Annotated in this window: 17 protein-coding genes; 6 read left to right on the top strand and 11 right to left on the bottom strand. The window is 43.0% G+C overall.

All coding sequences use genetic code 11. The features are described from left to right. Nucleotides 1–183: 183 nt before the first annotated feature. From JMY05_RS03530 to JMY05_RS03545, 4 genes are all read right to left on the bottom strand, one after another. On the bottom strand, nt 184–2505 hold the full coding sequence (locus tag JMY05_RS03530; protein ID WP_045446314.1) for an NADP-dependent malic enzyme: 2322 nt from the start codon (nt 2503–2505) through the stop codon (nt 184–186). Nucleotides 2506–2879: 374 nt separating this feature from the next. Then, entirely contained in the window at nt 2880–4346 is a 1467-nt protein-coding gene (locus JMY05_RS03535) for a protein adenylyltransferase SelO (protein WP_045446317.1), read from the bottom strand. 323 nt (nt 4347–4669) lie between these two features. Beyond that, nucleotides 4670–5848 carry an acyl-CoA desaturase gene (locus tag JMY05_RS03540; protein ID WP_201615329.1) on the bottom strand — a complete coding sequence of 393 codons (1179 nt, stop codon included), beginning with the start codon at nt 5846–5848 and terminating at the stop codon, nt 4670–4672. Nucleotides 5849–6297: 449 nt separating this feature from the next. Then, complete coding sequence (locus JMY05_RS03545) at nt 6298–7026, bottom strand: glycerophosphodiester phosphodiesterase (protein WP_201614183.1); 729 nt, start codon at nt 7024–7026, stop codon at nt 6298–6300. Between the two features lie 438 nt (nt 7027–7464). Here JMY05_RS03545 and JMY05_RS03550 point away from each other — a divergent pair, with 438 nt between their 5' ends. After that, entirely contained in the window at nt 7465–8400 is a 936-nt protein-coding gene (locus tag JMY05_RS03550; RefSeq protein ID WP_045446320.1) for a hypothetical protein, read from the top strand. 169 nt (nt 8401–8569) lie between these two features. Here JMY05_RS03550 and JMY05_RS03555 read toward each other — a convergent pair whose 3' ends face one another. Further along, nucleotides 8570–9166 carry a cob(I)yrinic acid a,c-diamide adenosyltransferase gene (locus JMY05_RS03555; RefSeq protein WP_045446323.1) on the bottom strand — a complete coding sequence of 199 codons (597 nt, stop codon included), beginning with the start codon at nt 9164–9166 and terminating at the stop codon, nt 8570–8572. Nucleotides 9167–9392: 226 nt separating this feature from the next. Between JMY05_RS03555 and cysS the strand changes: the two genes are divergently transcribed. From cysS to pdxH, 5 genes are all read left to right on the top strand, one after another. Continuing rightward, nucleotides 9393–10853 (top strand): cysteine--tRNA ligase, encoded by a 1461-nt coding sequence (cysS, locus tag JMY05_RS03560; RefSeq protein ID WP_201614184.1) that lies wholly within the window; start codon nt 9393–9395, stop codon nt 10851–10853. A gap of 239 nt (nt 10854–11092) precedes the next feature. Then, nucleotides 11093–13105, top strand: coding sequence for a mechanosensitive ion channel family protein (locus JMY05_RS03565; RefSeq protein ID WP_227678093.1), 2013 nt, complete (start codon nt 11093–11095; stop codon nt 13103–13105). A 402-nt stretch (nt 13106–13507) separates the two neighbouring features. Beyond that, entirely contained in the window at nt 13508–14980 is a 1473-nt protein-coding gene (gene guaB / locus JMY05_RS03570; RefSeq protein ID WP_045446326.1) for an IMP dehydrogenase, read from the top strand. Between the two features lie 213 nt (nt 14981–15193). Then, the gene (glmM, locus tag JMY05_RS03575) at nt 15194–16561 is read left to right on the top strand and encodes a phosphoglucosamine mutase (protein WP_201614185.1); all 1368 of its coding nucleotides are present in this window, start codon (nt 15194–15196) and stop codon (nt 16559–16561) included. A gap of 43 nt (nt 16562–16604) precedes the next feature. Further along, nucleotides 16605–17249: a pyridoxamine 5'-phosphate oxidase gene (gene pdxH / locus JMY05_RS03580; RefSeq protein ID WP_045446485.1), complete on the top strand. Its 645-nt coding sequence runs from the start codon at nt 16605–16607 to the stop codon at nt 17247–17249. Nucleotides 17250–17346: 97 nt separating this feature from the next. On the opposite strand, the gene JMY05_RS03585 is transcribed toward pdxH, so the two are convergent. From JMY05_RS03585 to JMY05_RS03610, 6 genes are all read right to left on the bottom strand, one after another. Further along, entirely contained in the window at nt 17347–17781 is a 435-nt protein-coding gene (locus JMY05_RS03585) for a hypothetical protein (protein WP_045446328.1), read from the bottom strand. A 139-nt stretch (nt 17782–17920) separates the two neighbouring features. Then, entirely contained in the window at nt 17921–19216 is a 1296-nt protein-coding gene (locus JMY05_RS03590) for an HlyD family secretion protein (protein WP_201614186.1), read from the bottom strand. A 107-nt stretch (nt 19217–19323) separates the two neighbouring features. Then, complete coding sequence (locus JMY05_RS03595; RefSeq protein WP_045446331.1) at nt 19324–20940, bottom strand: MFS transporter; 1617 nt, start codon at nt 20938–20940, stop codon at nt 19324–19326. 487 nt (nt 20941–21427) lie between these two features. Continuing rightward, nucleotides 21428–22057 (bottom strand): glutathione S-transferase family protein, encoded by a 630-nt coding sequence (locus JMY05_RS03600; RefSeq protein WP_201614188.1) that lies wholly within the window; start codon nt 22055–22057, stop codon nt 21428–21430. A 47-nt stretch (nt 22058–22104) separates the two neighbouring features. Continuing rightward, entirely contained in the window at nt 22105–22782 is a 678-nt protein-coding gene (locus JMY05_RS03605) for a type 1 glutamine amidotransferase domain-containing protein (RefSeq protein ID WP_045446333.1), read from the bottom strand. A gap of 219 nt (nt 22783–23001) precedes the next feature. After that, complete coding sequence (locus JMY05_RS03610; RefSeq protein ID WP_201614189.1) at nt 23002–24051, bottom strand: NADP-dependent oxidoreductase; 1050 nt, start codon at nt 24049–24051, stop codon at nt 23002–23004. Between the last annotated feature and the right edge of the window lie 24 nt (nt 24052–24075).

The following is a 24075-nucleotide window of genomic DNA, read 5'->3' on the forward strand; positions in this document are numbered from 1 at the left end:
TTGAGCAAGTGATGACTGATATTGAATAAGGCTACGTTGCGTCTTAGCCAATGTATAACAAGCAAAAAAAACCAGTCAACGCTATTTAATAGCATTGACTGGTTTTAGTATAGCAGACGGTCTCTATAAATGAATAATAGAGACCATCTGGATAATACATACTACTAGGTAGCGCAGGATGAATTACTGATTTTCGCTCGCCAAATCTTGAGCTTCAGTAACGGAAAGAGCGGTCATATTGACGATACCACGTGCAGTTGCTGATGGTGTGAGAATATGTACTGGTTTGCTAGTACCTAATAAAATAGGACCAATAGAGGCGCTACCAGTTGCTGTCTTGAGTAAGTTAAAGGCAATATTTGAGGCGTCAAGTGTTGGCAAGATGAGCAGATTTGCAGCACCTTTTAATGGACTTGATGGCATGTTGTTTAAACGAATATGTTCATTCAACGCGGCGTCACCTTGCATCTCGCCGTCGAATTCAAAGTCTACATTCATATCTGTCAGCAGTTCATGGACCTTGCGCATTTTTACAGCACTGGTGCGATTTGAAGCGCCAAAGTTAGAGTGAGAAACGAGCGCGACACGCGGTGTAATACCAAAGCGACGTAACTGATCAACTGCCAAGACAGTCATTTCAGCCAATTGTTCAGCCGTTGGATCTTCGTGGATATAAGTATCAGCGATGAAAATATTACGATCTTGCATGAGTACCGCATTCATAGCATAGAAGTCGTTCACACCTTCTTTTTTGCCAATAACGCTTTGTACATATTTTAAGTGCAACTGATAATGGCTAAACGTACCACATACCATACCATCTGCAGCGCCATTTTCGACCAATAGTGAGCCGATCAATGTGGTCTTACGACGAACATCACGACGAGCAAGTTCAATACTCACACCAAGACGTTTGTTCTTCTCGTAGTAACCCTGCCAGTAGTCTTTATAACGAGGATCGTCATCGATATTGACGATAGAGATGTTCACACCATCTTTTAGACGTAACCCTAGTTTTTCGATATTGGCTTCGATGACTGAAGGACGACCAATTAAAATAGGTTGGGCTAGCTTTTCATCAACGACCACTTGCACAGCAAGTAAGATATTATTGTCTTCACCTTCACAGTAAACGATACGCTTTGGATCGGCTTTAGCGCGAGCAAAGATTGGTTTCATCACGAATGCAGAGTTATAGACAAACTCAGACAGACGCTGACGATAAGCTTGCATATCAGCGATAGGTAAGGTTGCAACGCCTGAGTCCATCGCAGCTTGAGCGACCGCAGACGCGATCTCGATGATTAGGTTTGGCTCTAAAGGTCCTGGAATCAGGTAATCACGACCGAAACTTTGCATTTTTTCGATGTTTCTAGCGCTGGTGGTCGGCGTTGCTTCAACGTGTGCCATCGCAGCGATAGCTCTTACACAAGCAACTTTCATCTCTTCGTTAACAGTCGTGGCACCAACATCTAATGCGCCGCGGAAGATATAAGGGAAGCATAAAGCGTTGTTTACTTGGTTTGGATAGTCTGAGCGACCCGTTGCCATGATGACATCTGGACGTACGGCGTGCGCCAATTCTGGCATGATCTCAGGCGTTGGGTTAGCAAGTGCAAATACGATAGGGTCTTTTGCCATACGGCGAACCATATCTTCAGATAACGTGCCAGGCATCGATAGACCAAGGAACATATCGACATCATCCATCACTTCGTCGATAGTGGTCGCAGTCGTCTCACGCGCATAGCGCTGTTTGGTTTCGTCAAGATTTTCACGGATAGTCGTAATGATACCGCGTGAATCTGAAACAAAGATATTATTTTTGTTTACACCAAGTGCGCAAATAATATCTAAACAAGAAATGGCGGCGGCACCGGCACCTGAACAGACGATTTTAATCTCTTCGATTTTTTTGCCAGTAATCAATAGCGCGTTGAGCATCGCTGCTGCAACAATGATTGACGTACCATGTTGGTCATCATGAAAGACTGGAATGTTCATACGCTTACGTAATTCACGCTCAATTTTGAAACATTCTGGTGCTTTGATGTCTTCTAGATTGATGCCACCGAAAGTAGGCTCAAGAGAAGCAACTGCCTCGATGAATTTGTCTGGATCATTTTGTGCAATTTCAATATCAAAAACGTCGATACCTGCGAATTTTTTGAATAGAACCCCTTTACCTTCCATTACAGGCTTCGATGCCAATGGCCCGATATTACCTAGACCCAGTACCGCAGTACCGTTGGTGATAACACCAACCAAGTTGCTACGGGCGGTATATTTAGCCGCTAGTGTTGGATCTCTTTGAATCTCAAGACAAGGAACTGCCACACCTGGTGAATAGGCAAGTGCTAAGTCACGTTGGTTTGCTAACTGCTTAATAGGGGTGACAGAGATTTTACCTGGACGTGGGAACTCATGATAATGTAAGGCAGCTTGTTCAAACTGCTCTTTTTCTGTACTAAGGTTATCCGTATTCAAAGTGGTATCGTCATTCATAATAATTGCCATGGTTAGAATAAATTGGAATAAATTGGAATAAAGTAAATGGAGATAAAAGTAACGTTTTACCCTCAAAAAATCATGGAATAATAATCCTCTAAGGGTAACGTGACGCTAAACAGTTAATAATTTAAAGTGTCAGGATTAGCGATTAAGCATTGAACCAAAAAAGTAATCTAGTGGAATAGTTATTCTAGCACTATTGCCAATTCACTGCCTAGTCAGCTGCCGTGAACGGCGAGAATAATATAGTAAAATGATATTCATTATTTAGCCAATTAATAATGCCAAAAAATAGGGTTAAATATCAACCTTAATCTTATAATGTTTCAAAATATTACAGAATAGCAGTTTAATTTAATAACCTATCATTAAGACGAGCAACTAATCGGCATTTGCGGCGCATGTGGGGTAGGCGGCACCGTATCGAGAAGGATAGCGATTGCTTGTACCTGATAAGGGTTAGCCAGTAAATCGAATACTCGACTCACTTCTTCGAACTGTCCTTGTTCTGCTGCAGTAATGGCACGCTGCGCCATACTATTACGCAGTACATAAACAGGATTGTTGGCTGTCATATCGTCGATAACTTGCTCAAGTGGCAGCTGCTGTATTTGAGCCACATAACGAGTCGACCAATCTTGCCAGACTTGTTGGGCATCATCGCTAAGCTCATTTATCATGGTTGACAATAGCTGCTCTTCATAATGGTGCTCATCCGGCGCGACCAAACCGAGTAGCGCACGGAAGCTATTGGTATAGTCCAGCAAGTTGTCTTCTAACAAGGTTAACCATTCGAAAGCTAAGGTTAAGCTCTCTTTTGCATGCGGCAACCCAAGTTTACGGCACAGTCCTTGCTGATAATGCTGCATAAAGGTAGCCTCATAAGGCGCTAGACAGTCTGCTAACGCCTCACGTGTTACGCCTTCTAAGCGCATAAAATGTGGCAGCCAAGCATTGAGATTCCAGTGACCAATAGCAGGTTGATTCTGATAAGCGTAGCGACCAGTATGATCAGAGTGGTTGTTGATCCAAGCAGGATTAAAACGCTCCATAAAACCAAATGGACCAAAGTCTAAGGTGCTACCAGTGATAGAGAGGTTGTCAGTATTCATTACGCCATGCGCAAAGCCAATCAGTTGCCAGTCAGCGATCATTCGTGCGGTTCGCTCAATCACCGTGGTTAAAAATGTCAGTATGGGAGCGTCACTATCACGGCACTCTGGATAATAAGTATCGATCATATAATCGGTGAACTCAGCGAGCAAATCAGGAGCAAAGCTGGCAATCCACTCGATATGACCCAAACGAATGTGACTATCAGCCACGCGCATCAATGCCGCACCTGCTTCCATGCGCTCACGGCGCACCCTCGTGTCGGAGACAACAAATCCCAAAGCATTAGAGGAAGGAACACCTAATTGTGTAAGGGCATGACCACATAAATACTCGCGAATAGTGCTGCGCAAGACAGCACGCCCATCACCCATCCGCGAGTAAGGCGTCAGACCAATGCCCTTAAGGTGCAAGTCTTGCAATTGATTATTGTTATCGAGCACTTGTGCCATCAGCAAGCCGCGCCCATCACCCAATTGACCTGCCCATTGCCCAAATTGGTGACCCGCATAAACCATGGCCAATGGCTTAAAATCCGCTGGCACGTATTGACCACCGAGTATCTCTACCCAATGTGTCATTAAATCTTCATCATCTGTCCAGCCTAACTGCTGCGCAACGTGCATGTTGAAATGTCCAGCACGTGGATTGTCCAGCGGCGTCGGCGGTTGCTCATGATAAAGGCGTGTGTCTAGATTGATATAGGTATTTTGATAGCGCATACAAGCCGTTCCTGCTTTTGAAGTATAAGTAAAGTGTAGGGGCGATAAAAGCACTATAGCATAGCCTTGATATTACATCGTTTCACTCTGTCCATCTCTTGTAATAGCGCACCCAAAAACCATGAGTAATATTGAATGCATTTAGCCTATCAAACAAAGATATTGCTTCCACTTATCCTTTTGATTTCTATAAATCAATGTTCGACACGATCTATAAAAGATGAGCAAAAAAATCCCTCTATCTGCTACAGATAGAGGGAAGGAGAAGCTTTACAATTATCGTTCATCACAAAAGTAATAAAATACAGTTTAATAATCAGCGATTATGCTGCCTTTTTACTGATACCAATCGAGCGAAACGCGGTTTTTAAATTGCTATTATGCTCAAGAATTTTTTGTTCAATTTTGGCATAGTCATGCTTTAGCTCATCTTCCACTTCATGCAAGCGATCGGCATATTCTGTCTTTTTCAGCTCAATCGTTTTGGCTTTGAGTGCTTGCCATTCTTCAACAGTCTGCATAAAGGCATCATATTCAAACTTAATACGGTCTTGGAAGCTCTTCATCGCATGAGGAAGATCAATGCCGCTTACTGCTGCTGTATCGATTTGCTGCTGAGCCGCTTTAAATTGCATTTGTACTTCTGCATGCTTGATAGTGGTGTCATCAACGGTACGTAGCTCACTGGTTAAGCCCAGCTTCGATAAGCCAGCAATCAACCATTTAGTAGGATCATACTGCCACCATTTTACGCCGTTACGATAATCGTATTGGAAGAAGTGATGGTAGTTATGATAACCCTCACCCCACGTAAAGATAGCTAAGAAGAAGTTATCGCGAGCAGTATTGGTATCCGTATAAGGACGCGTGCCAAACATATGACATAGCGAGTTAATAAAGAAGGTAAAGTGGTGCGTCAGTACCAGACGTAGTAAGCCTACGATGACCAAAGTACCCCAAACATCACCCAATAACCAACCGATCGCAGCGACTGCACCGATGTTCAATGCCGCAACCCAGAGACCGTAATATTTATGCTGAATCTGTAAGGTTCTATCTTTGGTTAGGTCAGGGATATTTTTATAGTCAAATTTACCACTAGGATAATTGCGTAGCATCCAGCCCATGTGACTGAAGAAAAAGCCACGCTTTGCTGAGTACGGGTCTTCTAAGCGATCATCGACATGACGATGATGCGTACGGTGACCAGAAACCCAATCAAATGCTGAACCTTGTACGGCAAAGGTAGAACCTAGCAATAAAAAGTTTTTGACGATCGGGTGCGCTTTATAAGCACGATGCGATAGCAGGCGATGATAACCAGCGGTAATACTAATGCCTGTCCATACCATAAAGGCACCAAATACGCCCCAAACTGGCGCGCTAACATCATGAGTAAATAAATACCATGGTGTAATGATCGCAGCAGCAATAGGTGTTGCTACTAGAATAGTCGCTGGAATCCAGTTGATCGGCGCTTTTGTAAACTCAAACTCGCGCATATCAATGCTGTCTTCTTTAGTAGCGACATCTTGCTCTCCCGCAACATGAGCGTAGTTGCGTTTGGCAACAGGCTGCTCATTAAGCGAGCTTGCAGTTTTACTCTCGTCAAAACGTGTCTTAAAACGTGTGGCTTGAGTGCTGGCGGCTTTGATAAGCGTATCACCAGATTTGATAGCGAAACGTAAGCCTTTAAGCGGTAAGCCAAGTGCTTTTTTTGCAATCATATAATATCCCTAGCGGTATTAATTTAAGCCTATATGATACCTTAAAAAATCAATAAAGTGAACAGTTATACACTGTAAAAATATTGCTAAATAACAATAACTTGTATTGATTATGGAATGTATTAACGAAAATAATGGATGACTTATCAGGCATTGAGGAGAAGTGTAAGTAACACCGTAGATATGTAGATGATTTTAAATAAATCAAATAAAGGCGATGCTTATTAACCCAGCAGTAAATGACTTGGATAATCAGTGATGATGACGTCAGCTTGCCACGCGATCAGCTGTTTAATCGTGTCAATATCATTAACCGTCCACGCACTAACTGGCAAGCCATAACGGTGGCTATGTTCAATGACTGCTCGACTAATCAGCGGATAATGAATACCTATCTGAACACAGCCAAGTTGCAAGGCGGCATTCGGTGCAGTCATTAAGACTTCAGGTGTGCGAATGAGCAAGCCGCGAGAGATATGCTTTAGTAATGGATGACGTTGTAAGCGAACATGTAGCTCTACATCAAAGCTGGTCAGCACAATGGGTAGTTTGGCAAGTGGGCTATCGATGAGGTTGCGTGTCAATGCTTTTACCAATTTAGCATAATCAGTACGGTCATGCGTTTTAATCTCCAGTTCAATATCAGTAAAGCCCTTTAGCAACGGCGCTACCTGCCCTAATGTGATAATCTGATGACCAAACTGCGAATGGCGTTGAATCTCAGTAAGATTTAACTGATCAACACGCGCTTGCTGACCACACATGCGTTGCAGCGTGTCATCATGAAACACGATTAAATGACCATCCGCACTCAGTTGTACATCAAACTCAACCCCTGCTAGACCCTGAATGTTAAGACGTTGAGCGTACTCAAAGCCTGAAAAGGTATTTTCTAATGCTTCGCCGCGCGCACCGCGATGACCCAATAAAAGCGTGTTTTCGAAATTTATCATAATTTATATGGTTGGTTAGTGATACGCGCAATCATATAGTGCTAAAACAACAGCGTCTAATAAAATTTGCTCGATAGAGCAATATTAATATGTGGTTCCTTTTATCCAAAAACTTTATAGAGATGAGCTGAGCGAAATCTTAGAATATGTTTACTGTCTGTCAAACATTCAACAGACCCTAGTTGATCGCGGTAGTCTAAAAGCGTATTTACAGCGAATTCATAAGTATGTATTTGTTATGTTTTTGCAACTAAATACAGGTTTTACCTATAATGAGGGGCGTTATTTGTATATCCATGAGCTACACTAATGAACATTTTATTTAAACACCGTATAATAATCTGGTTTTCAAACCTAGGGCAGCTAGGGTTGCGGTTTGAACATCAATCACTGTCCGTCAGTGGCGGTACGTATTAGTAAATTGGGAGCAAAAGAAATATGAGCGTAGCAAATAAAAACGTGAGCAAGTGGTATAAAGTGGCTGGTATTGGCATGGTATGTGGTTTAGCGCTTGCTGGCTGTGATCGCTCAGAGAAGGAAGATACCACCGAGACGGCAGAGCTCACAGAGCAAGAGTCTGCGTCTACTGAAAACACCGCAGCTACTGCGGTGAGCTGTGATGACCCAATGGTACAAGATCGTCTCAAAACGGCTCTGAAAAACACGCTTAATCAACAAGCACAAACGCTGGCTGCCAACTACGCAAATGATGCAGAGATCAGTCTCGCTAGCGGCGCTATCACTAATAAAACCAACGGCATTGTGATTGATGTACAAAATGCTGCAGTTTTACAAGCAGCCAATGACAATGGTATGACGACTTGTCAGGCAAGCGTGAGCATGACGTTACCAAGCGAAGATTTATATCAAGCCAGTCAAGTACAAGCAGCCAACAATCTGCCGAGCCTACAATCACGTTTAGCGCAAAATAACATTCGTATCAATAATAACATGTTGGTTGATGATGCCTTTACCTATGTCGTTGGTACTCAAGGCGGTCAAGTACGCACACGTATTGCTGGGCAGCCAGCATTGATTACTGTGGTCGCCGATGTGATGGCAGGCTCTGTATTTAAATCAGCGATGGATGAGCAGCGCGCCCAACGTAGCACTGAGCGCCGTGCAGCACAAAACGATGACAGTCAGTCAGCACCCGTTCGTCAGCCTCAAGTAGTCAAGCCAGTTGAGCCGATTCGTCCTACTCAGCCTGCCACGCCGCCGACTATTAACAATCCAAGCAGTAGTAATACGGATAGCAGCGCGTCAGCCACTCCTGAGGTTAAAACCCCAGCCACCCCAGCCGTACCGAAATCAGTACCTAAAGATGAAAGTATCGATATGGTCATTATTGAAGATAACAGCGCTACTTACTAATTGGTAAGATTTAAGCTGTTATCGAACCATATTGTCGTGACTGAATAGTATCGATTAGTCAATAAAAAGCCCGCAGTGTTAAGGTTGCGGGCTTTTTTATATTTTATGCTAGGGCTTGATTCTAGGGTGTTATTTTAGCGTTTTAGTCCACTGAAGTAGTCCTGCGCAATCATTTTTTATCAGCGAATTTTTGTAATACCTGACTGTCCCATAAGACTTCAGAGACTTTGTTGGGATCTGTACAAAAGCGAGCAGCGACAAACAACCAATCCGATAAGCGATTGATAAAGCTCACGGCCGTACTGCGAATCGCTTGTGGTCGCTCTTGCTGTAATAGCACTGCTTGGCGCTCAGCACGGCGACAGACTGTACGCGCAACGTGTAGTTGGCTGACCAATACCGAACCTGTGGGCAAGATAAAATCTTTTAGCGGCGGCAAGGTCGTATTCATCGCATCAATTTGCTGTTCTAACCATGTAATGTGAGTGGCATTGACGCCTTCATATTCTGGCATAGCCAGCTCACCACCGATATTAAACAATAAATGCTGAATGATGACTAACGCTTGAGAAAACTCTTTCTCTATAGATTGCCCTTTATTATGCTGTAACTGAGCACGTACCAGACCAATGTGTGAGTTAAGCTCGTCGATATCACCCATTACGCTAAATAGGTTGTCTGCTTTGCTGACGCGGCTGCCGTCTGCCATGCCAGTGCTACCGTCATCTCCAGTACGCGTATATATTTTGCTTAAACGATTGCCCATATCTAAATCCTTAACAGTTTTTATGATTGAATGATGTTAGTTGCGGGCTCATTGTAGTATTTTATGGCTGTTTTCGCTAAGATAATGGGTTAGGTTTTATGTTGCCGTTGTTTTTACAGTTATAACGACCATAGTCAGTGCTGTTTAATATCCAAACATTGATTATATTTTTGTTTTTATTTTATCTATTTTATCTATTTTATTTATATTAAAAGGCTTTTTAACCATGACCACACCACTTGCCGATGCGATGTCTCAGCTTGCTATTCATGACTCACTGACTGGCGGAAAACGTCAGTTTGTACCACTCAAATCAGGGCAAGTAGGCATGTATGTGTGCGGTATGACAGTTTATGATTATTGTCATATTGGGCATGCGCGGGTGATGGTTGGTTTTGACATGGTAGTGCGCTGGTTGGCTCAGTTAGGCTATGACGTTAATTATGTGCGCAATATCACCGATATTGATGACAAGATCATCACTCGTGCCGCTGAGAACGGTGAAGAGATTGGTACGTTAACGCAGCGTTTTATTGAAGCCATGCACGAAGATGCAACCGCTCTTGGTTGCGAGATGCCAGACGCTGAGCCGCGCGCGACTGATCATATCGATGATATGCAGCAAATGATTGAGACCTTGGTCACAGGCGACTATGCGTACGCAGGCGACAATGGTGATGTCTACTATGCCGTCGATAATTTTGCAGATTATGGTAAATTATCTAAGCGTAATCTCGATGAGATGCAAGCAGGTTCACGTGTCGATGTCGAAAATGACAAACGCAATCCGTTTGATTTTGTCTTATGGAAGGCAGCAAAGCCTAATGAGCCGCAATGGGCGTCGCCATGGGGCAAAGGGCGTCCAGGTTGGCATATCGAATGCTCAGCGATGTCGACCAAGTGCTTGGGTAGCACCTTTGATATTCATGGCGGTGGTCATGACTTGCAATTTCCGCATCACGAAAACGAGATAGCGCAGTCTGAAGCCGCGACTGGCTGTGAATACGCGCGTAACTGGATGCATGTCGGTTTCATTAATGTCGATGGTGAAAAAATGTCCAAATCGTTGGGTAACTTTTTTACCATTCGTGACGTGATGACAAAATATCTGCCTGAAACGGTGCGCTTTTTTTTATTATCAAGCCATTATCGCAGCCAAGTCAATTTTTCTGACAACGCATTGGATGAAGCACATAATAGCCTAAGTAGATTATATAATGCGTTAAAATTGGCCGAACAACAAAAAGGGCAGACGCTCGTAGTCAGTGATACGCTGATAAATGATGCTTATAGTAGCAGTGCCGGACAAGACTTTATCAAAGCCATGAACGATGATTTTAATAGTTCAACGGCAATTAGTGTACTGTTTGGGCTGGCGCGCGACATTAATAAAGCCATTAAAGCCGAAGAGGTAGACACTGCATGGCAATTAGCAGAGCAGCTCAAAGCGTTGGCACAGGTACTCAATATTTTACAGCAGCCAGTTCAACAGTTTTTGCAAGCAATAATTGGTGAACAGGCAGATGATGGTTTAACCGATGACACTATCGATGGTTTAATCATTGAGCGTGCGGATGCCAAAACCAACAAAAACTTTGCGCGTGCTGATGAGATACGTGAGCAACTAAAAGATGCTGGTATTGAGCTTGAAGACAGCCGTGCTGGCACAACATGGCGCCGCGCTTAAGGCAATCATGTTACAGAACACCCATATAGATAGTCATAAACTAAGTCAGCTTTGAGCTGGCTTTTTTTATAGACTAAACTAGGGTGTGTCATCATTCTAAAAATGGTGCTAAGAACAAGATAAATTGCAGTCAAACCATAAAGATGAAGCTAAATTGGCTATGCAATATATGTAAGAATAAGCTTTGTAGGCAAACTTCAAGAGATGCAAACATCAAGTGAATTAATGGCTTTTAAAATATGAATATTCTCAAAAAAAGCATTGTTGGCGGTCATCGTATAGCAACTGATACCGACGGTGACCACTATCCTAACGCCCAGCGTTGGAATGTGCGCGCCAGTACTTTGTCATTACTATTGGTTTTTTTCATAGTCAGCATGAGTGCTGTGTTTGCACCCGCTAATGCCGCAAGCACTAGTGATATGCAAAGCGATAGCAAACAAGCTGCGGATGAGCAGTCCATCTCGTCATCAACTTCAATTAGCAAGCCCGATAATCTGGCTGAATATGCCACTCAAAAAATCAATACAATTAAAGACGAAAGCCTCAGCATCTCTGGCGTTGCAGAAGAGATATTTGATCCTACCGAGCGCAATGCAGTAGAGCAAGCGGGTAATTTGCAAGGCGATTCTGGACTGACGGGTGAATACAATGAAAGTTATTATTTGCTAGACAAGCTCAATGTAGGCTTGCCGCTATTATCGGAGCCGCCAAATTTAACCACGCCACTAGCGACTTTAGAGTTTTTTCAGTCAGCGGTCATGAAGCAACAATACGACTTGGCTGCTTATGCACTTAACATGAATTTAATCGATCAGAAAATTCAGCGTAACCACGCGCTCGAGTTATCAAAACGGTTGGATTTTTTGTTAACGGAAAAAGAGCTTTACGTTTTTGATGATCTGCCAGATCGCCCAGATGGTTTAATCGAGCCGCCACTTGGCAATACCAGTAGTATCATGGGCATCCCTAGACGTTCGATTCAGCTAGGCTATATCGACTATCGTGAGCGCCGTGTCCCCATTTATTTGCAACGAGTACGGGTTGGTGAGGCTGCGCCTATTTGGGTGTTTTCTGCACAGACAGTTGATAATATCGACAATCTCTATGAGCAATATCATCCAGCGGAATTTGAGCGTTATTTACCTGGATGGTTAAAACTTAAGATTTTCAGTATCGCACTATGGGAGTTTTTGGCATTAGCACTGTTTTTCTTAGTGACCATGGGAGTAGGATGGTTACTCAGTAAAGGCACGGAAAAAATCATCAGCCGTTATATCGACGATGAAAAATACAGCAATTATGTTGGTAGTACTAATGGCGTGGCAGATTTGGTTAATAAGCTGACCGTGCCGTTGACTTTTACCATCAGTTTTTTGCTCGTCTTTACTTTGGTGTCAGGCGGCTTTCCTTATTTGGATGCAGTAGCTTCATCGACTCGTCCGCTTATCTGGATTGGGCTAGTATTTAGCACCTTATGGCTTGGCATTCGTGTTATTAACTTTTTTGCTAATCGCTATCAAAGCCTACAAATTGAAAATCTGGCTGAAGAGCACTTTGATAAAGAGCGCCGTCGCCGTACTTATGTATCGATATTTCGCCGCGTCTTTATTTTTGTCATGATTTTGGGCAGTATTTGGATTGGTCTCAGTGAATTTGCCAACATGGAAGGCCTTGGTAAGACGCTATTGACCTCGGCTGGTATCGCAGGCGTGGTCATTGGGATTGCCGCGCAGCCGATACTGGGTAACATCATTGCTGGGGTACAGGTGGCAGTGACCCAGCCAGTACGGATTGGTGTTAGTGTGATAATGGATGGCAACTTTAGTACCGTTGAAGACCTGCGTTATACGTATGCGGTACTCAAAACATGGGATGAACGTCGATTGATCGTGCCGATGCGTGAACTGATCACCGAAACGGTAGAAAACTGGTCACATACCGAAGTACATCAGACTTGTCCTGTGTTTTTATATGTCGATTATGGCGCAGATATTGACGCCATTCGCCAGCAATTTATATCGGCGGTTAAAGACAATAAGCTTTGGGACAACAAAACTGAGCCTGAGATGTTTGTCGTTGAGGTGACTGCCAACATTATTCACTTGCGCGGCGCTGTTTCAGCGGTAGGTCCCATAGAAGCATGGACACTGGCCTGTGAGATACGTGAGCAGATGCTGAATTACTTATATAGCAAACAAAAAGCTTATCTGCCTGCTGAACGTTTGATATTGAAGGGTAAAGACCAGTAACCGACGATTGAGTATATTTTCTATGCTTTTAAATAGCTGAGCTTTACAGACGTCGATATCGATAGACAAGTGCTAGCAAAATAAGCTGACAAATATAGCATGCGATTTGTCTGATTATTTGTTATAATATGGCGTTATTTTTAAGGGATAAATGAGCGATTAAGAGTAGGGGCGCGCTATATTTGTGCAAACTTATTAGCATCAATCAATTGCAATTTTCGAGTGTCTCTGTTTGTTTAATCACAAACACCGGCTGGCTCATTGCTGATTATCTAAAACTTTGTGATACGAGGTCTTTAATTTTAAGACTTTAGCTTCATAAAGTCATATCGGTGATTTTGGTTGATTGTCTTAATGCCAAAAATATCCCACCCATCAAAATAACCACCACTAGGGGTCTGTATGTTGCGAATTGTCGATGAAGCCTTAACCTTTGATGACGTTTTATTGTTGCCAGCTTATTCTGAAGTCTTGCCAAAAACTGCCGATCTGACCACTCGTTTGACCAAAAATATCACGCTGAATCTACCGCTGATTTCTGCCGCGATGGATACTGTGACCGAATCTGAAATGGCCATTACGATGGCACAGCTAGGTGGTATGGGTATCTTGCACAAGAGCATGGATATCGCCAAGCAAGCGACACAAGTACGCCGCGTCAAAAAATTTGAAGCAGGTACGGTCGTAGATCCGATCACTGTGCATCCAGAGATGACGATTGGTGATCTGCTACAGCTGACGCAAGACAATAATATATCAGGCGTACCTGTGGTAGAAAGAGGCACTGATAATGTCGTGGGTATTGTGACTCACAGAGATTGGCGCTTTGAAACCAATCTGTCTTTGCCAGTTAGTAAAATCATGACGTCAAAAGATCAGTTGGTGACAGTACATGAAGGTGAAAGCAACGAAAACATCAAGCGTCTGCTACATGAGCACCGCATTGAAAAAGTCATCGTTATCGATGATTATTTCCGCTTACGTGGTTTGATTACGGTTAATGATTTTGCAAAAGCTGAAAACAATCCAAATGCTTGTAAAGATGAGCAAGGTCGTCTGCGTGTTGGTGCTGCTGTTGGTACTGGTGCAGATACCCAAGCGCGCGTTGAAGCATTAATCGCTGCTGACGTCGATATCATCGTGGTTGATACCGCACATGGTCATTCAAAAGGCGTGATTGATAAGGTGTCTTGGATTAAAAAGCACTATCCACACGTGCAAGTCATCGGTGGCAACATCGCAACAGGTGATGCTGCACTTGCACTACGTGATGCAGGCGCTGATGCGGTAAAAGTCGGTATTGGCCCTGGTTCTATCTGTACTACGCGTATCATCGCTGGTATCGGTGTGCCGCAAATCTCAGCTATCGATAACGTCGCTAGCGCATTGAAAGACAGTATTCCACTGATTGCTGATGGCGGTATTCGCTATTCAGGTGATATGGCAAAAGCCATTGCCGCTGGTGCTTCGTGCATCATGGTAGGCTCATTGATGGCTGGCACTGAAGAAGCGCCGGGTGAAGTTGAGCTGTTCCAAGGTCGTTACTATAAAGCTTACCGCGGTATGGGTAGCCTTGGTGCGATGTCAGGCTCAAATGGCTCATCAGATCGTTACTTCCAAGATGCTAAAGATGGTGTAGAAAAATTAGTACCAGAAGGTATCGAAGGCCGAGTTCCTTATAAAGGTCCAGTTGCTGGTATTGTTAATCAGTTGGTTGGCGGTTTGCGCTCATCAATGGGTTATACTGGCTCTGCCACCATCGAAGATATGCGTACCAATCCGCAATTCATTAAGGTGACATCCGCGGGTATGAAAGAGTCGCATGTCCATGATGTTCAAATCACCAAAGAAGCACCGAACTATCGTGTGAATTAAAAGGTCTTTTATAATCCTGCATTACGTCAACGATAGCTATTTTGCAGGGCTGCAGTGACCTTAAGATACAAACAGCCAACAATGCCTTGTTATTGTTGGCTGTTTTTTTTGTAAAATACACAAGCGGATTATAATAATAACTACTTAGACTGTTTATACGTTATTGTTTGCGTATTCGTCTGGTTTTCACTCTTAGATTTGGGAGCATATATAATGAGCTACTTTGGCACCGATGGTATTCGCGGAAAATTCGGTGAGTCGCCGATTACCCCTGATTTTATTTTAAAATTGGGCTATGTGACGGGACGTGTGCTGATAGAGAATAATGACAACCCTGCTCGCAAGCCAAGCGTGGTCATCGGTAAGGATACGCGGCTGTCAGGTTATGTGATTGAAGGCGCATTGCAAGCGGGGTTTAATGCCGCTGGTGTTGATGTGCATATGCTTGGACCATTACCCACACCAGCGATTGCACATTTGACCCGTAGTTTCAATGCAGATGCTGGGGTGGTTATTTCAGCATCGCACAATCCTTATTATGACAATGGCATCAAGTTTTTTTCAGGTGATGGTAAAAAAATTAGCGATGAGATGCAGACGGCAATCAATAATAAATTAACGGCAATTATGAATGACGTTAATAGTAAAGAAGCAACCATGCCGATTCTTGATTCTGCAAATTTGGGAAAAAATAACCGCATTGACGATGCAAAAGGTCGTTATATCGAGTTCTGTAAAGGCAGTTTTCCCTATCAGTACGACTTGAGTCATCTGACTGTCGTCGTAGATTGTGCTAATGGTGCAGGCTATAGCGTGGCACCAAGAGTCATGCGTGAGTTGGGTGCCAATGTGATTGCTATTAACAATACGCCTGATGGCATCAATATCAATGCTGACTGCGGTTCTACCCATCCTGAAGGCTTACAGAAAGCAGTGATTGAGCACGAAGCAGATGTTGGTATCGCACTAGACGGCGATGGCGATCGTATTGTGATGGTTGATGAGGCTGGTAATCTGGTTGACGGCGATGGCATTTTATACGTACTTGCTACCCAAGGTCAGACTAAGGCGAAAGGTGTGGTTGGTACGCTGATGAGTAACATGGGCTTAGAGCTGGCGCTCAAAGCGGCAGATATTAAATTTACGCGTGCAAAAGTAGGCGATCGTTATGTGATGCATGAGCTTGAAGCGAATGGCTGGATACTGGGCGGCGAACCATCGGGTCATATTCTATGTTTAGATAAGAGTCGTACGGGTGATGCCATTATCGCCGGCTTGCAAGTGCTTGCGGTGATGGAAGCACGTGGTAAAGCGCTCAGTGATTTGACCGAAGGCTTTGAAAAATTGCCACAAAAACTGGTCAATGTGCGCTTAAGTAAAATGCAAGATCCGTTTGAGCATGAAGAGCTGGTTGCTGCTTTTGCAAAAGCACAGGCCACTTTAGAGGGTCGTGGTCGTCTGCTCATTCGCCAATCAGGTACAGAACCTATGATACGTGTGATGGTTGAGTCGGATGATGAAATAGAATGTGATGTATTGGCAAATGATTTGGCTGACCATATCAAAGCAGTATTGGGTTAAAGTGATAATGTAGTTATATTAAAATAAGGAATATTTTATGAGCATGGATTTTACCGATCAGCGTTTGTCATACGAAAAAGGTGAGCTTGATCAACAGTCCGTCCCAGACTCTCCATTTGAGCTACTAAAAGAATGGATGAATGAGGCAATAGCACAAAAGGTGCAAGAGCCTTATGCGATGAGTTTGGCGACGTGCGGTGCTGATAATAAACCTAGCGTACGCATCGTACTTATGCGTGAGATTACTGAAAATGGTGTGGTGTTTTATACCAACTATGAAAGCGCTAAAGGTCAAGATATTGCCGAAAACCCGAATGTCGAAGCGCTATTCTTTTGGCATGAGCTGGAGCGTCAAGTACGTATTAGTGGCAGCATTGCTAAAATCGATGCTAATAAGTCATCTGCTTACTTTCAAAAGCGTCCTCACGACAGTCAAGTGGGTGCGTGGGTTAGTCAACCTCAAAGTGGCGAAGTTGCTGATCGTGAGGTGATGCAAACCAAGTTTAATGAGCTACAAAATCAGTATCCAGAAAGTAGCCAAGTGCCAACACCAGAATTTTGGGGTGGTTACGAGATTAGCATTCATGAGATTGAGTTTTGGCAAGGTCGTGCCAATCGTATGCATGACCGTATTGTCTATACTAAAGACAATGGTGAAAGCTGGAGTACCAAGCGTTTATTACCTTAAACATATTTGCTGTTTATATTTAGATATAAGCAGAGAGTGATTTCTTAGGTGCTGTTGCTGCTCTAAATAGCAACAGCACCTAATTTTATTAAAAGCTTTATGGTATAAGCTCGAGTACTTGCGACTTTTTTAGCTTTCCTGGGAAGTTTCCTGTAAATATACGGCAATATAAAGTTTTGTCGTTCTCTAAGTATGTTGAAGAATCAAGTTTGATGCTATAGATGTATTGATCTGAAAGTGTGTCAGCAGTAGGTTTGGTGTTTTTAGGAATATTGCCGCTCAAATAATTATTCGAAGAGTAGTCAGGAATGTATTTATCATCATAGATTCGTTTATCGTTGATACAATGTATATAACTCCCTGTATTTCTAGTTGATTCACGTATTGAAAAATTAGCTTCTGATAAAAAAGTTATTTCATAATATGATGATGTCCGTTTAAACTCGACCAATTGAACTTCCGTATTTTTATGATTTTTTATGCACCCTGATAAAATGAGTAAAGCACTTAACCCTATTATCTTATTCCGCATTATCATTCCTTTCATATAGTCAATTTATCATAAATTGACTGTAGATGTAAGCAGCATAACAATTGATTGATAGTATCAAGATTTTCTTGCTCTAGTCTTACCATTTAAATAAGAGAAAGGCCGAGTTGCAGATATCCCTTTATTTTTTATTTTTTTTGGTATCGACATCGACCGATACCGACATACCGGGGCGCAATTGCGCAAGCTCAGGTTGTTCTTGCTCTAAATCTATTCGTACCGGAATACGCTGAGCGATTTTAATATAGTTGCCAGTTGCAGGGTTTGCCGCGCCCGCGCTAAATTCACTGCCAGTGGCTGGCGAGATATTGCTGACATGACCTCGAAACTTAACGCCGCCTAGCGCATCCACATGAATAGTTGCAGGCTCGCCGACGGTCATATTTGCCACTTGGGTTTCTTTAAAGTTGGCAATAATCCACACGCCTTTTGGCACCACATACATGAGCTGTGTGCCCGCGCTGACATATTGCCCAGCTTTGACGCTGACTTGACTCAGTTGTCCTGATTCAGGGGCAGTAATAATCGTATTGTCTAAATTAATCTTTGCTTGCTTAGCAACTGCTTCTGCATTTTTAATATTGGCATCGAGTGATGAGCGGCTACCACTGGTTTTTTTGCTGGCCTCAAGGGCGACTTGTAGATTGGCTTCTGCTTGCTGCACGCCAGCTTGTGCTTGAGCGAGCTGAGCTTGGGCATGAGCAACTTCTGCTTTGGATACTGCGCCAATCGCATCAAGCCCTTGATAGCGCTTTACATCTTCGCGTGCACTATCAACGCTGACTTTGGCACTATATAAGTCCGCTTTACGTGCTTCGATTTGTGCCTGACTGGTACCCGTATCTTGCGCATTGCTTGAGCGGTCGGTCATAGCGACTTCGATATTGGCTTGTGCTTGTTCGAGCTGCTGTAAAAAGGCACGGTCGTCTATCTTGACCAATAAATCACCTGCTTGTACATTTTCAAAATCTTGCACTGCCACTTCTGTGACATAGCCAGAAACTTGCGGGCTGATAATCGTTGTTTGACCTTTTACAAAGGCATTATTAGTCTGCTGAACCGTAGGCGTAAAGGGCGGTAGCTTCCATGCATAAAGAATCAAAAGGACGCCAATAATGATTAGTGCAATCAATAAGCCTAGGTTAAAGTAAGATTTCTTTTTAGGCGACCAACCCGTAGCGTCAGGAATAGGCTCTTTTGGCGGCATTGGCGCTTCATCCGCATCAGCAACTGACGTTATTATTGAGTCCTCTGTTTTCGGTATAGTCACAGTATCATCATTTTTCGATTGGTTTAGAGGCATCTCTTTTGCTGCTGCCTTGGACGATGTCTGATTGTTTTTAGCAGTATTTTGGGTGGCATCTTGAGCGGTGTTTTGATTATGGTCATCAAGATCATTTAATTTGTCTTCGCTCATGACGCGCTCCTAATGAGATTAATAAACATGGTGGATAACTTTTTAAAATATAGTAATTAGCATAAGAAGAAAAGGTAACAGCAACAAATCGATATTATTGTCACCTGTTATTTTTTGCCCATCATTTCTGCCAATGCGGCAAGTTCTTTACCAAGTGGATTGCGTTTATGATAAAGGTAATAAAAATAAATCATCAATAAATATAGCGCAGTGATAGTGGCGCCCACGGCCATCAAAAAGAATAAATCGTCATAAGCGGCGACCGTTGCTTGACGTTGCACACCCTGTAGCATTTGGGTCATCGTAGCAGGATCAGTGGTATTCATTGAACTGACCATATCGGCATAATGCATCTGAGTACGAATGGTGGTAAATGCTTGAATACCTGCCGCGCCTGCCAAACCGCCGATCGTTTGTGAGATACCAAAAATCACCGAAAAGCTAATAATATAGGCAGGTCCGTTAGCAATGGCACGAAACATACCTTCAAATACCATTGGCCCCATAAAGTAAACGGCAGCAAAAGCGATTATAAACTGACTGAAATAGAACATATAAGGGGTAGAGTTTAGCGACACACCCGTATCTATCCATGCACCAATCGCAATCAAGGCAACCGCAAAAATCACGGGTCGGCGCAGATCCGTCGCTTTGGTGGTAAAAATGCTAATCACTAATGCCAGTATGCTAGCCACCAAGATGATGGCATAAAAAACAATCAGCTGGTCATTACCATAACCAAGGTTTGCTAATAATCCTGCGGCGCCCACACTTTGCTCAGACAGCAAAATGCGCATGACGGCACCAGTAATCATAAAGGCAATAATGGTGCGACTACGCATCCAGCGCACTTGTAACATAGGGTTTTTGCGATGCGTCTCAATCCATAAAGCAATCGAGATAGTCACGACGGCAATGATCAATGGATAGCTAAGCCAAGGCATCGTCCACCATTGAATTCTACCTTGTACTAAAAATACCGATAGGGCGGCAAGACCACTGGCAAAAAAGCCAAAACTCACCAAATCAAGTTTTTCAAAGACCTTTTCCGTGTTGCCCGGTGGTAGCTCAAGAATGTTAATAAGCCCAAAGCAAATCAGCGATAATCCAACTTGGAATAAAAATAAACCTTCAAGCTGACCATCAACGGCTAAATAAGGCGAGATAATCCGTGACAGTGGAATGCCAAACTGCACCAAGCCGAACCCCAATATCAGTCCGCTGATACGCCGAGCAGTTGGCATGCCTTGTAGACAATAAAAAATAGACAATACCGTCATCGCACTAGCCACCACACCACTAAAGCCACGGGCGAGCAGTTCTAAATAATAAGGCTCAATGCTAATCCCAATCGTCGTACTGAGTAGATTGCTACTGACCAACCACTGCATACTGGTAGCTGCCAATAAGAAGAACAAAGTGATTTTGCTAAATAACGACATGCCAAATTGCTGGCGAATTTTGTACAGCAGCACCGTGACACAAGCATTGGTCATATTGTAAGCGACTGATATCCAGCCACCTTCTACTGGTGTTAAGCCCATTTCACCTTGGATTTGAGTGAGATTCGCGACCAATAGACCATTCTGAAAGCTGGCAGTTAAGCCAATAAAAATACCAATCAGTAAATAAAATATTTTACGGCGCACAGGGTGATCAGGGGTGGCAGGCGAGCCAAGCATGAATGGTCGTTCATGGGGCTTAAACTGGTATTCAGTACTCATGGATGGATAATCTGCGTAGAGGGATAAAATGGTGTATAGCCGTTGTTAAACAAGCATCGCGCTCATCGGATAGTCATGAAGCTCAAGACGTTCAAAGTCATTTAACAGAAAGCCATTTAGTAGACTGATAAAACCAAAAAAGTATTCTAAACCCTGTTTTGAATATTTTATCATAATTTTTGTTGAGCATTTATCACGCATAACTCACACATTGAAAATCAAGTTAAAAGATAGATACAGCTGTCTGTCAATGATAGACGATAAGAAATACAGTGCTATAGTCAGAGCACTTTTAAACCGCTACGGCGTTACCCACCTTAGATGTAATCAGTGTACTATCTGCGGTCGGTCGCCTTGTAGCGATTCTAAAATTCCTTGACTATATGTCACATAGCTACGACTCAGGTCATTTTTGCCCATAAAAAACAGCTCTATAAAGAGCTGTTTTTTATACATTAAATAGTCGATAAACAGTTAGACCATGGTACTAAATAGAGTGATCATAATTCGCCTCTAAACGCATGCTGCGCTGATAACTATCAAGACTGGCAAGTTGTAAAGCATACTGCTTAATATGTGGATAATCATCTAACGCTTCACGCTTAGCCAGCATGATTAAGTCAAAAGACAGCATAAAGTCAGCGCCGCTTAGCTTATGACCAACGATAAATGGCTTATCTGCAACTTCCTCGTTTAGATAGCTCAACAGTCTGTGTTTTTCTTGACTGATATAACCATCTAAAAACTCGTTATCGACGATACCGGCTTTTTTGGTAAATAGCTCCAGTAATAACGGCAACATGAGCGAGCTTTCAGCAAAGTTAATCCATTGCAGATAATGTCCATAGTCTGCGCTATCAGTCGTAGGACGTAAGCGCTCTGGCGCAAATCGCTCAATCAATAACTCAGTGATTGCACCCGACTCGGCATAAAGTTGACCATCCATCTCGATAACCGGAGATTTACCGAGTGGATGTACCGCCTTTAAACTGTCTGGTGCCAAGTGAGTATTAGGATCGCGTTGATGACTAATGATCTCATAAGGCACGCCCAGCTCTTCTAAAAGCCATAAAATACGTAATGAGCGAGACTGGTTGAGATGATGTAAGCGAATCATGATAGTGGCCTTTTTGCATGGTCTATTATATTAACGTTAAAAAGATATTAACCTTTCAGCTTAGTGATTAAGCGCTTGGCAGCTTCCTCTGATGACGCTGGGTTTTGTCCAGTAATCAGCAAGCCATCTTCGACCACAAATGATTCCCAATCAGCGGCTTTTTCATAGTTACCACCATTGGCTTTTAGTGCATCTTCTACTAAGAATGGCACGACATCTGTTAGACCAACGGCGTCTTCTTCTGAATTGGTAAAGCCAGTCACTGTTTTGCCTTTGACTAAATACTCACCGTCAATTTTGACATTTTTAAGAGCGGCTGGAGAATGACAAACAAAGGCGACAGGTTTGTCTTGTTTGACAAACGTCTCAATCAAATTGATCGAATTTTTATCAACTGCCAAGTCCCATAGTGGACCATGACCGCCTGGATAAAAGACTGAATCAAAATCTTCAGCGTTCATATCAGCGAGTTTTTCAGTATTGGCAAGATGCTTTTGAGCATCGCTGTCTTCTTTAAAGCGCTTGGTATCTTTCGTTTGCGTGTCTTCAGTATCGCTGCTCGGATCAAGCGGTGGCTGCCCGCCAGCAGGAGAAGCAAGTGTCACATTGACGCCTGCATCGATAAAAGCATAATAAGGCGCGGCAAATTCTTCTAGCCAAAAGCCCGTTTTTTTGCCAGTATCGCCCAACTTATCATGTGAGGTTAGTACCATTAAAATATTCATAGTCGTCCTTATTTATTATTGATGTTGTTTTTAAATCATGGGTTGTTAGCAGTCATGCTTAATTAATCATCTGTAATCAATATGAGTATTTGCAATGACTGCTAGCGGTATTCATAGAACAGTATTCATGGTTGAGAGGTCATTTTCAGTGGTTGTCTTAGCAAGTTATGTTGTTAAGTCGTTATTTGCGATTCAACCAACTAGTAACAATTGGTTCAGTTATTCAACCTCAGAAACTTTAACCACTGTTTTACCAAAGTTATCGCCATTTAGCATGCGAACAAAGGCATTTGGTGCATCGTCTAAGCCTTCAGCGATATATTCTTTGGTTTTAACATCGCCTGACTCGACCCATTTACTCATGGTTTTTAAAAATTCTGGGAAGTGATCGCCATATTCTTCAAAAATAATGAACCCTTTAATGGTGAGACGACGGCTTAGAATGTTGCCCATTAATACGCCTAAACGATCTTTACCATCAGGCAGCTCGGTGGCGTTGTATTGCGAGACTAGACCACAGACTGGGATGCGTGCATGCGCATTTAATAATGGCATAACGGCATCAAATACTTTGCCACCGACGTTTTCGTAATAGATATCGATGCCATCTGGGCACGCCGCTTTTAATTGCTCGGCAAAGTCATCCGCTTTATGGTCAATACAGACATCAAAGCCTAGCTCATTGACAGCAAAGTCACATTTTTCTTTGCCACCAGCCACACCAACGGTACGTAAGCCATACTGGTTGCCAACTTGACCTACCGTTGCACCAACGGGACCCGTTGCAGCAGCGACGACCAAAGTTTCCCCTTTTTGCGGCTTACCGATGTCGGTCAAACCCATGTAACCGGTAAAGCCGGGCATACCTAATACACCTAAACCATAAGAAGGATTTGACATGTTTTTGTCAAGCTTTAAGACGCCTTCGCCATCACTGACGCTATAGTCTTGCCAGCCTGAGTTTGAGACCACTAAGTCACCAACAGCAAATTTGTCAATATTGGATTCAACGACTTGGGCAACCGTTCCACCCATCATGACATCACCCACTTCTAGCGGATCAGCATAGCTTCTTGCATCGCTCATACGTCCACGCATGTATGGATCTAAGGATAAGTAAACGGTACGCAGCAGCATTTCATTGTTATTTGGCGATGGGATATCGCTGGTTACCATATCAAAGTTTTCAGCTTTTGGCTCACCTGTTGGACGGCTTGCCAATTTGATTTGACGATTTGTTTTTTGATTTTGTTGTTTATCAAAGCTCATTATCAGATTCCTTTTCTATTTATT

Origin of the sequence: Psychrobacter sp. JCM 18902, from assembly GCF_904846615.1 — a bacterium.
Classification (GTDB): Bacteria; Pseudomonadota; Gammaproteobacteria; order Pseudomonadales; family Moraxellaceae; genus Psychrobacter.

Coding starts and splice junctions, on each gene's coding strand:
- guaB (WP_045446326.1), top strand. CDS start 13,508: ATGTTGCGAATTGTCGATGAAGCCTTAACCTTTGATGACGTTTTATTG.
- JMY05_RS03540 (WP_201615329.1), bottom strand. CDS start 5,848: ATGCGCGAGTTTGAGTTTACAAAAGCGCCGATCAACTGGATTCCAGCG.
- JMY05_RS03550 (WP_045446320.1), top strand. CDS start 7,465: ATGAGCGTAGCAAATAAAAACGTGAGCAAGTGGTATAAAGTGGCTGGT.
- pdxH (WP_045446485.1), top strand. CDS start 16,605: ATGGATTTTACCGATCAGCGTTTGTCATACGAAAAAGGTGAGCTTGAT.
- JMY05_RS03585 (WP_045446328.1), bottom strand. CDS start 17,781: ATGCGGAATAAGATAATAGGGTTAAGTGCTTTACTCATTTTATCAGGG.
- cysS (WP_201614184.1), top strand. CDS start 9,393: ATGACCACACCACTTGCCGATGCGATGTCTCAGCTTGCTATTCATGAC.
- JMY05_RS03590 (WP_201614186.1), bottom strand. CDS start 19,216: ATGAGCGAAGACAAATTAAATGATCTTGATGACCATAATCAAAACACC.
- JMY05_RS03565 (WP_227678093.1), top strand. CDS start 11,093: ATGAATATTCTCAAAAAAAGCATTGTTGGCGGTCATCGTATAGCAACT.
- JMY05_RS03530 (WP_045446314.1), bottom strand. CDS start 2,505: ATGAATGACGATACCACTTTGAATACGGATAACCTTAGTACAGAAAAA.
- JMY05_RS03555 (WP_045446323.1), bottom strand. CDS start 9,166: ATGGGCAATCGTTTAAGCAAAATATATACGCGTACTGGAGATGACGGT.
- JMY05_RS03600 (WP_201614188.1), bottom strand. CDS start 22,057: ATGATTCGCTTACATCATCTCAACCAGTCTCGCTCATTACGTATTTTA.
- JMY05_RS03610 (WP_201614189.1), bottom strand. CDS start 24,051: ATGAGCTTTGATAAACAACAAAATCAAAAAACAAATCGTCAAATCAAA.
- glmM (WP_201614185.1), top strand. CDS start 15,194: ATGAGCTACTTTGGCACCGATGGTATTCGCGGAAAATTCGGTGAGTCG.
- JMY05_RS03535 (WP_045446317.1), bottom strand. CDS start 4,346: ATGCGCTATCAAAATACCTATATCAATCTAGACACACGCCTTTATCAT.
- JMY05_RS03545 (WP_201614183.1), bottom strand. CDS start 7,026: ATGATAAATTTCGAAAACACGCTTTTATTGGGTCATCGCGGTGCGCGC.
- JMY05_RS03605 (WP_045446333.1), bottom strand. CDS start 22,782: ATGAATATTTTAATGGTACTAACCTCACATGATAAGTTGGGCGATACT.
- JMY05_RS03595 (WP_045446331.1), bottom strand. CDS start 20,940: ATGAGTACTGAATACCAGTTTAAGCCCCATGAACGACCATTCATGCTT.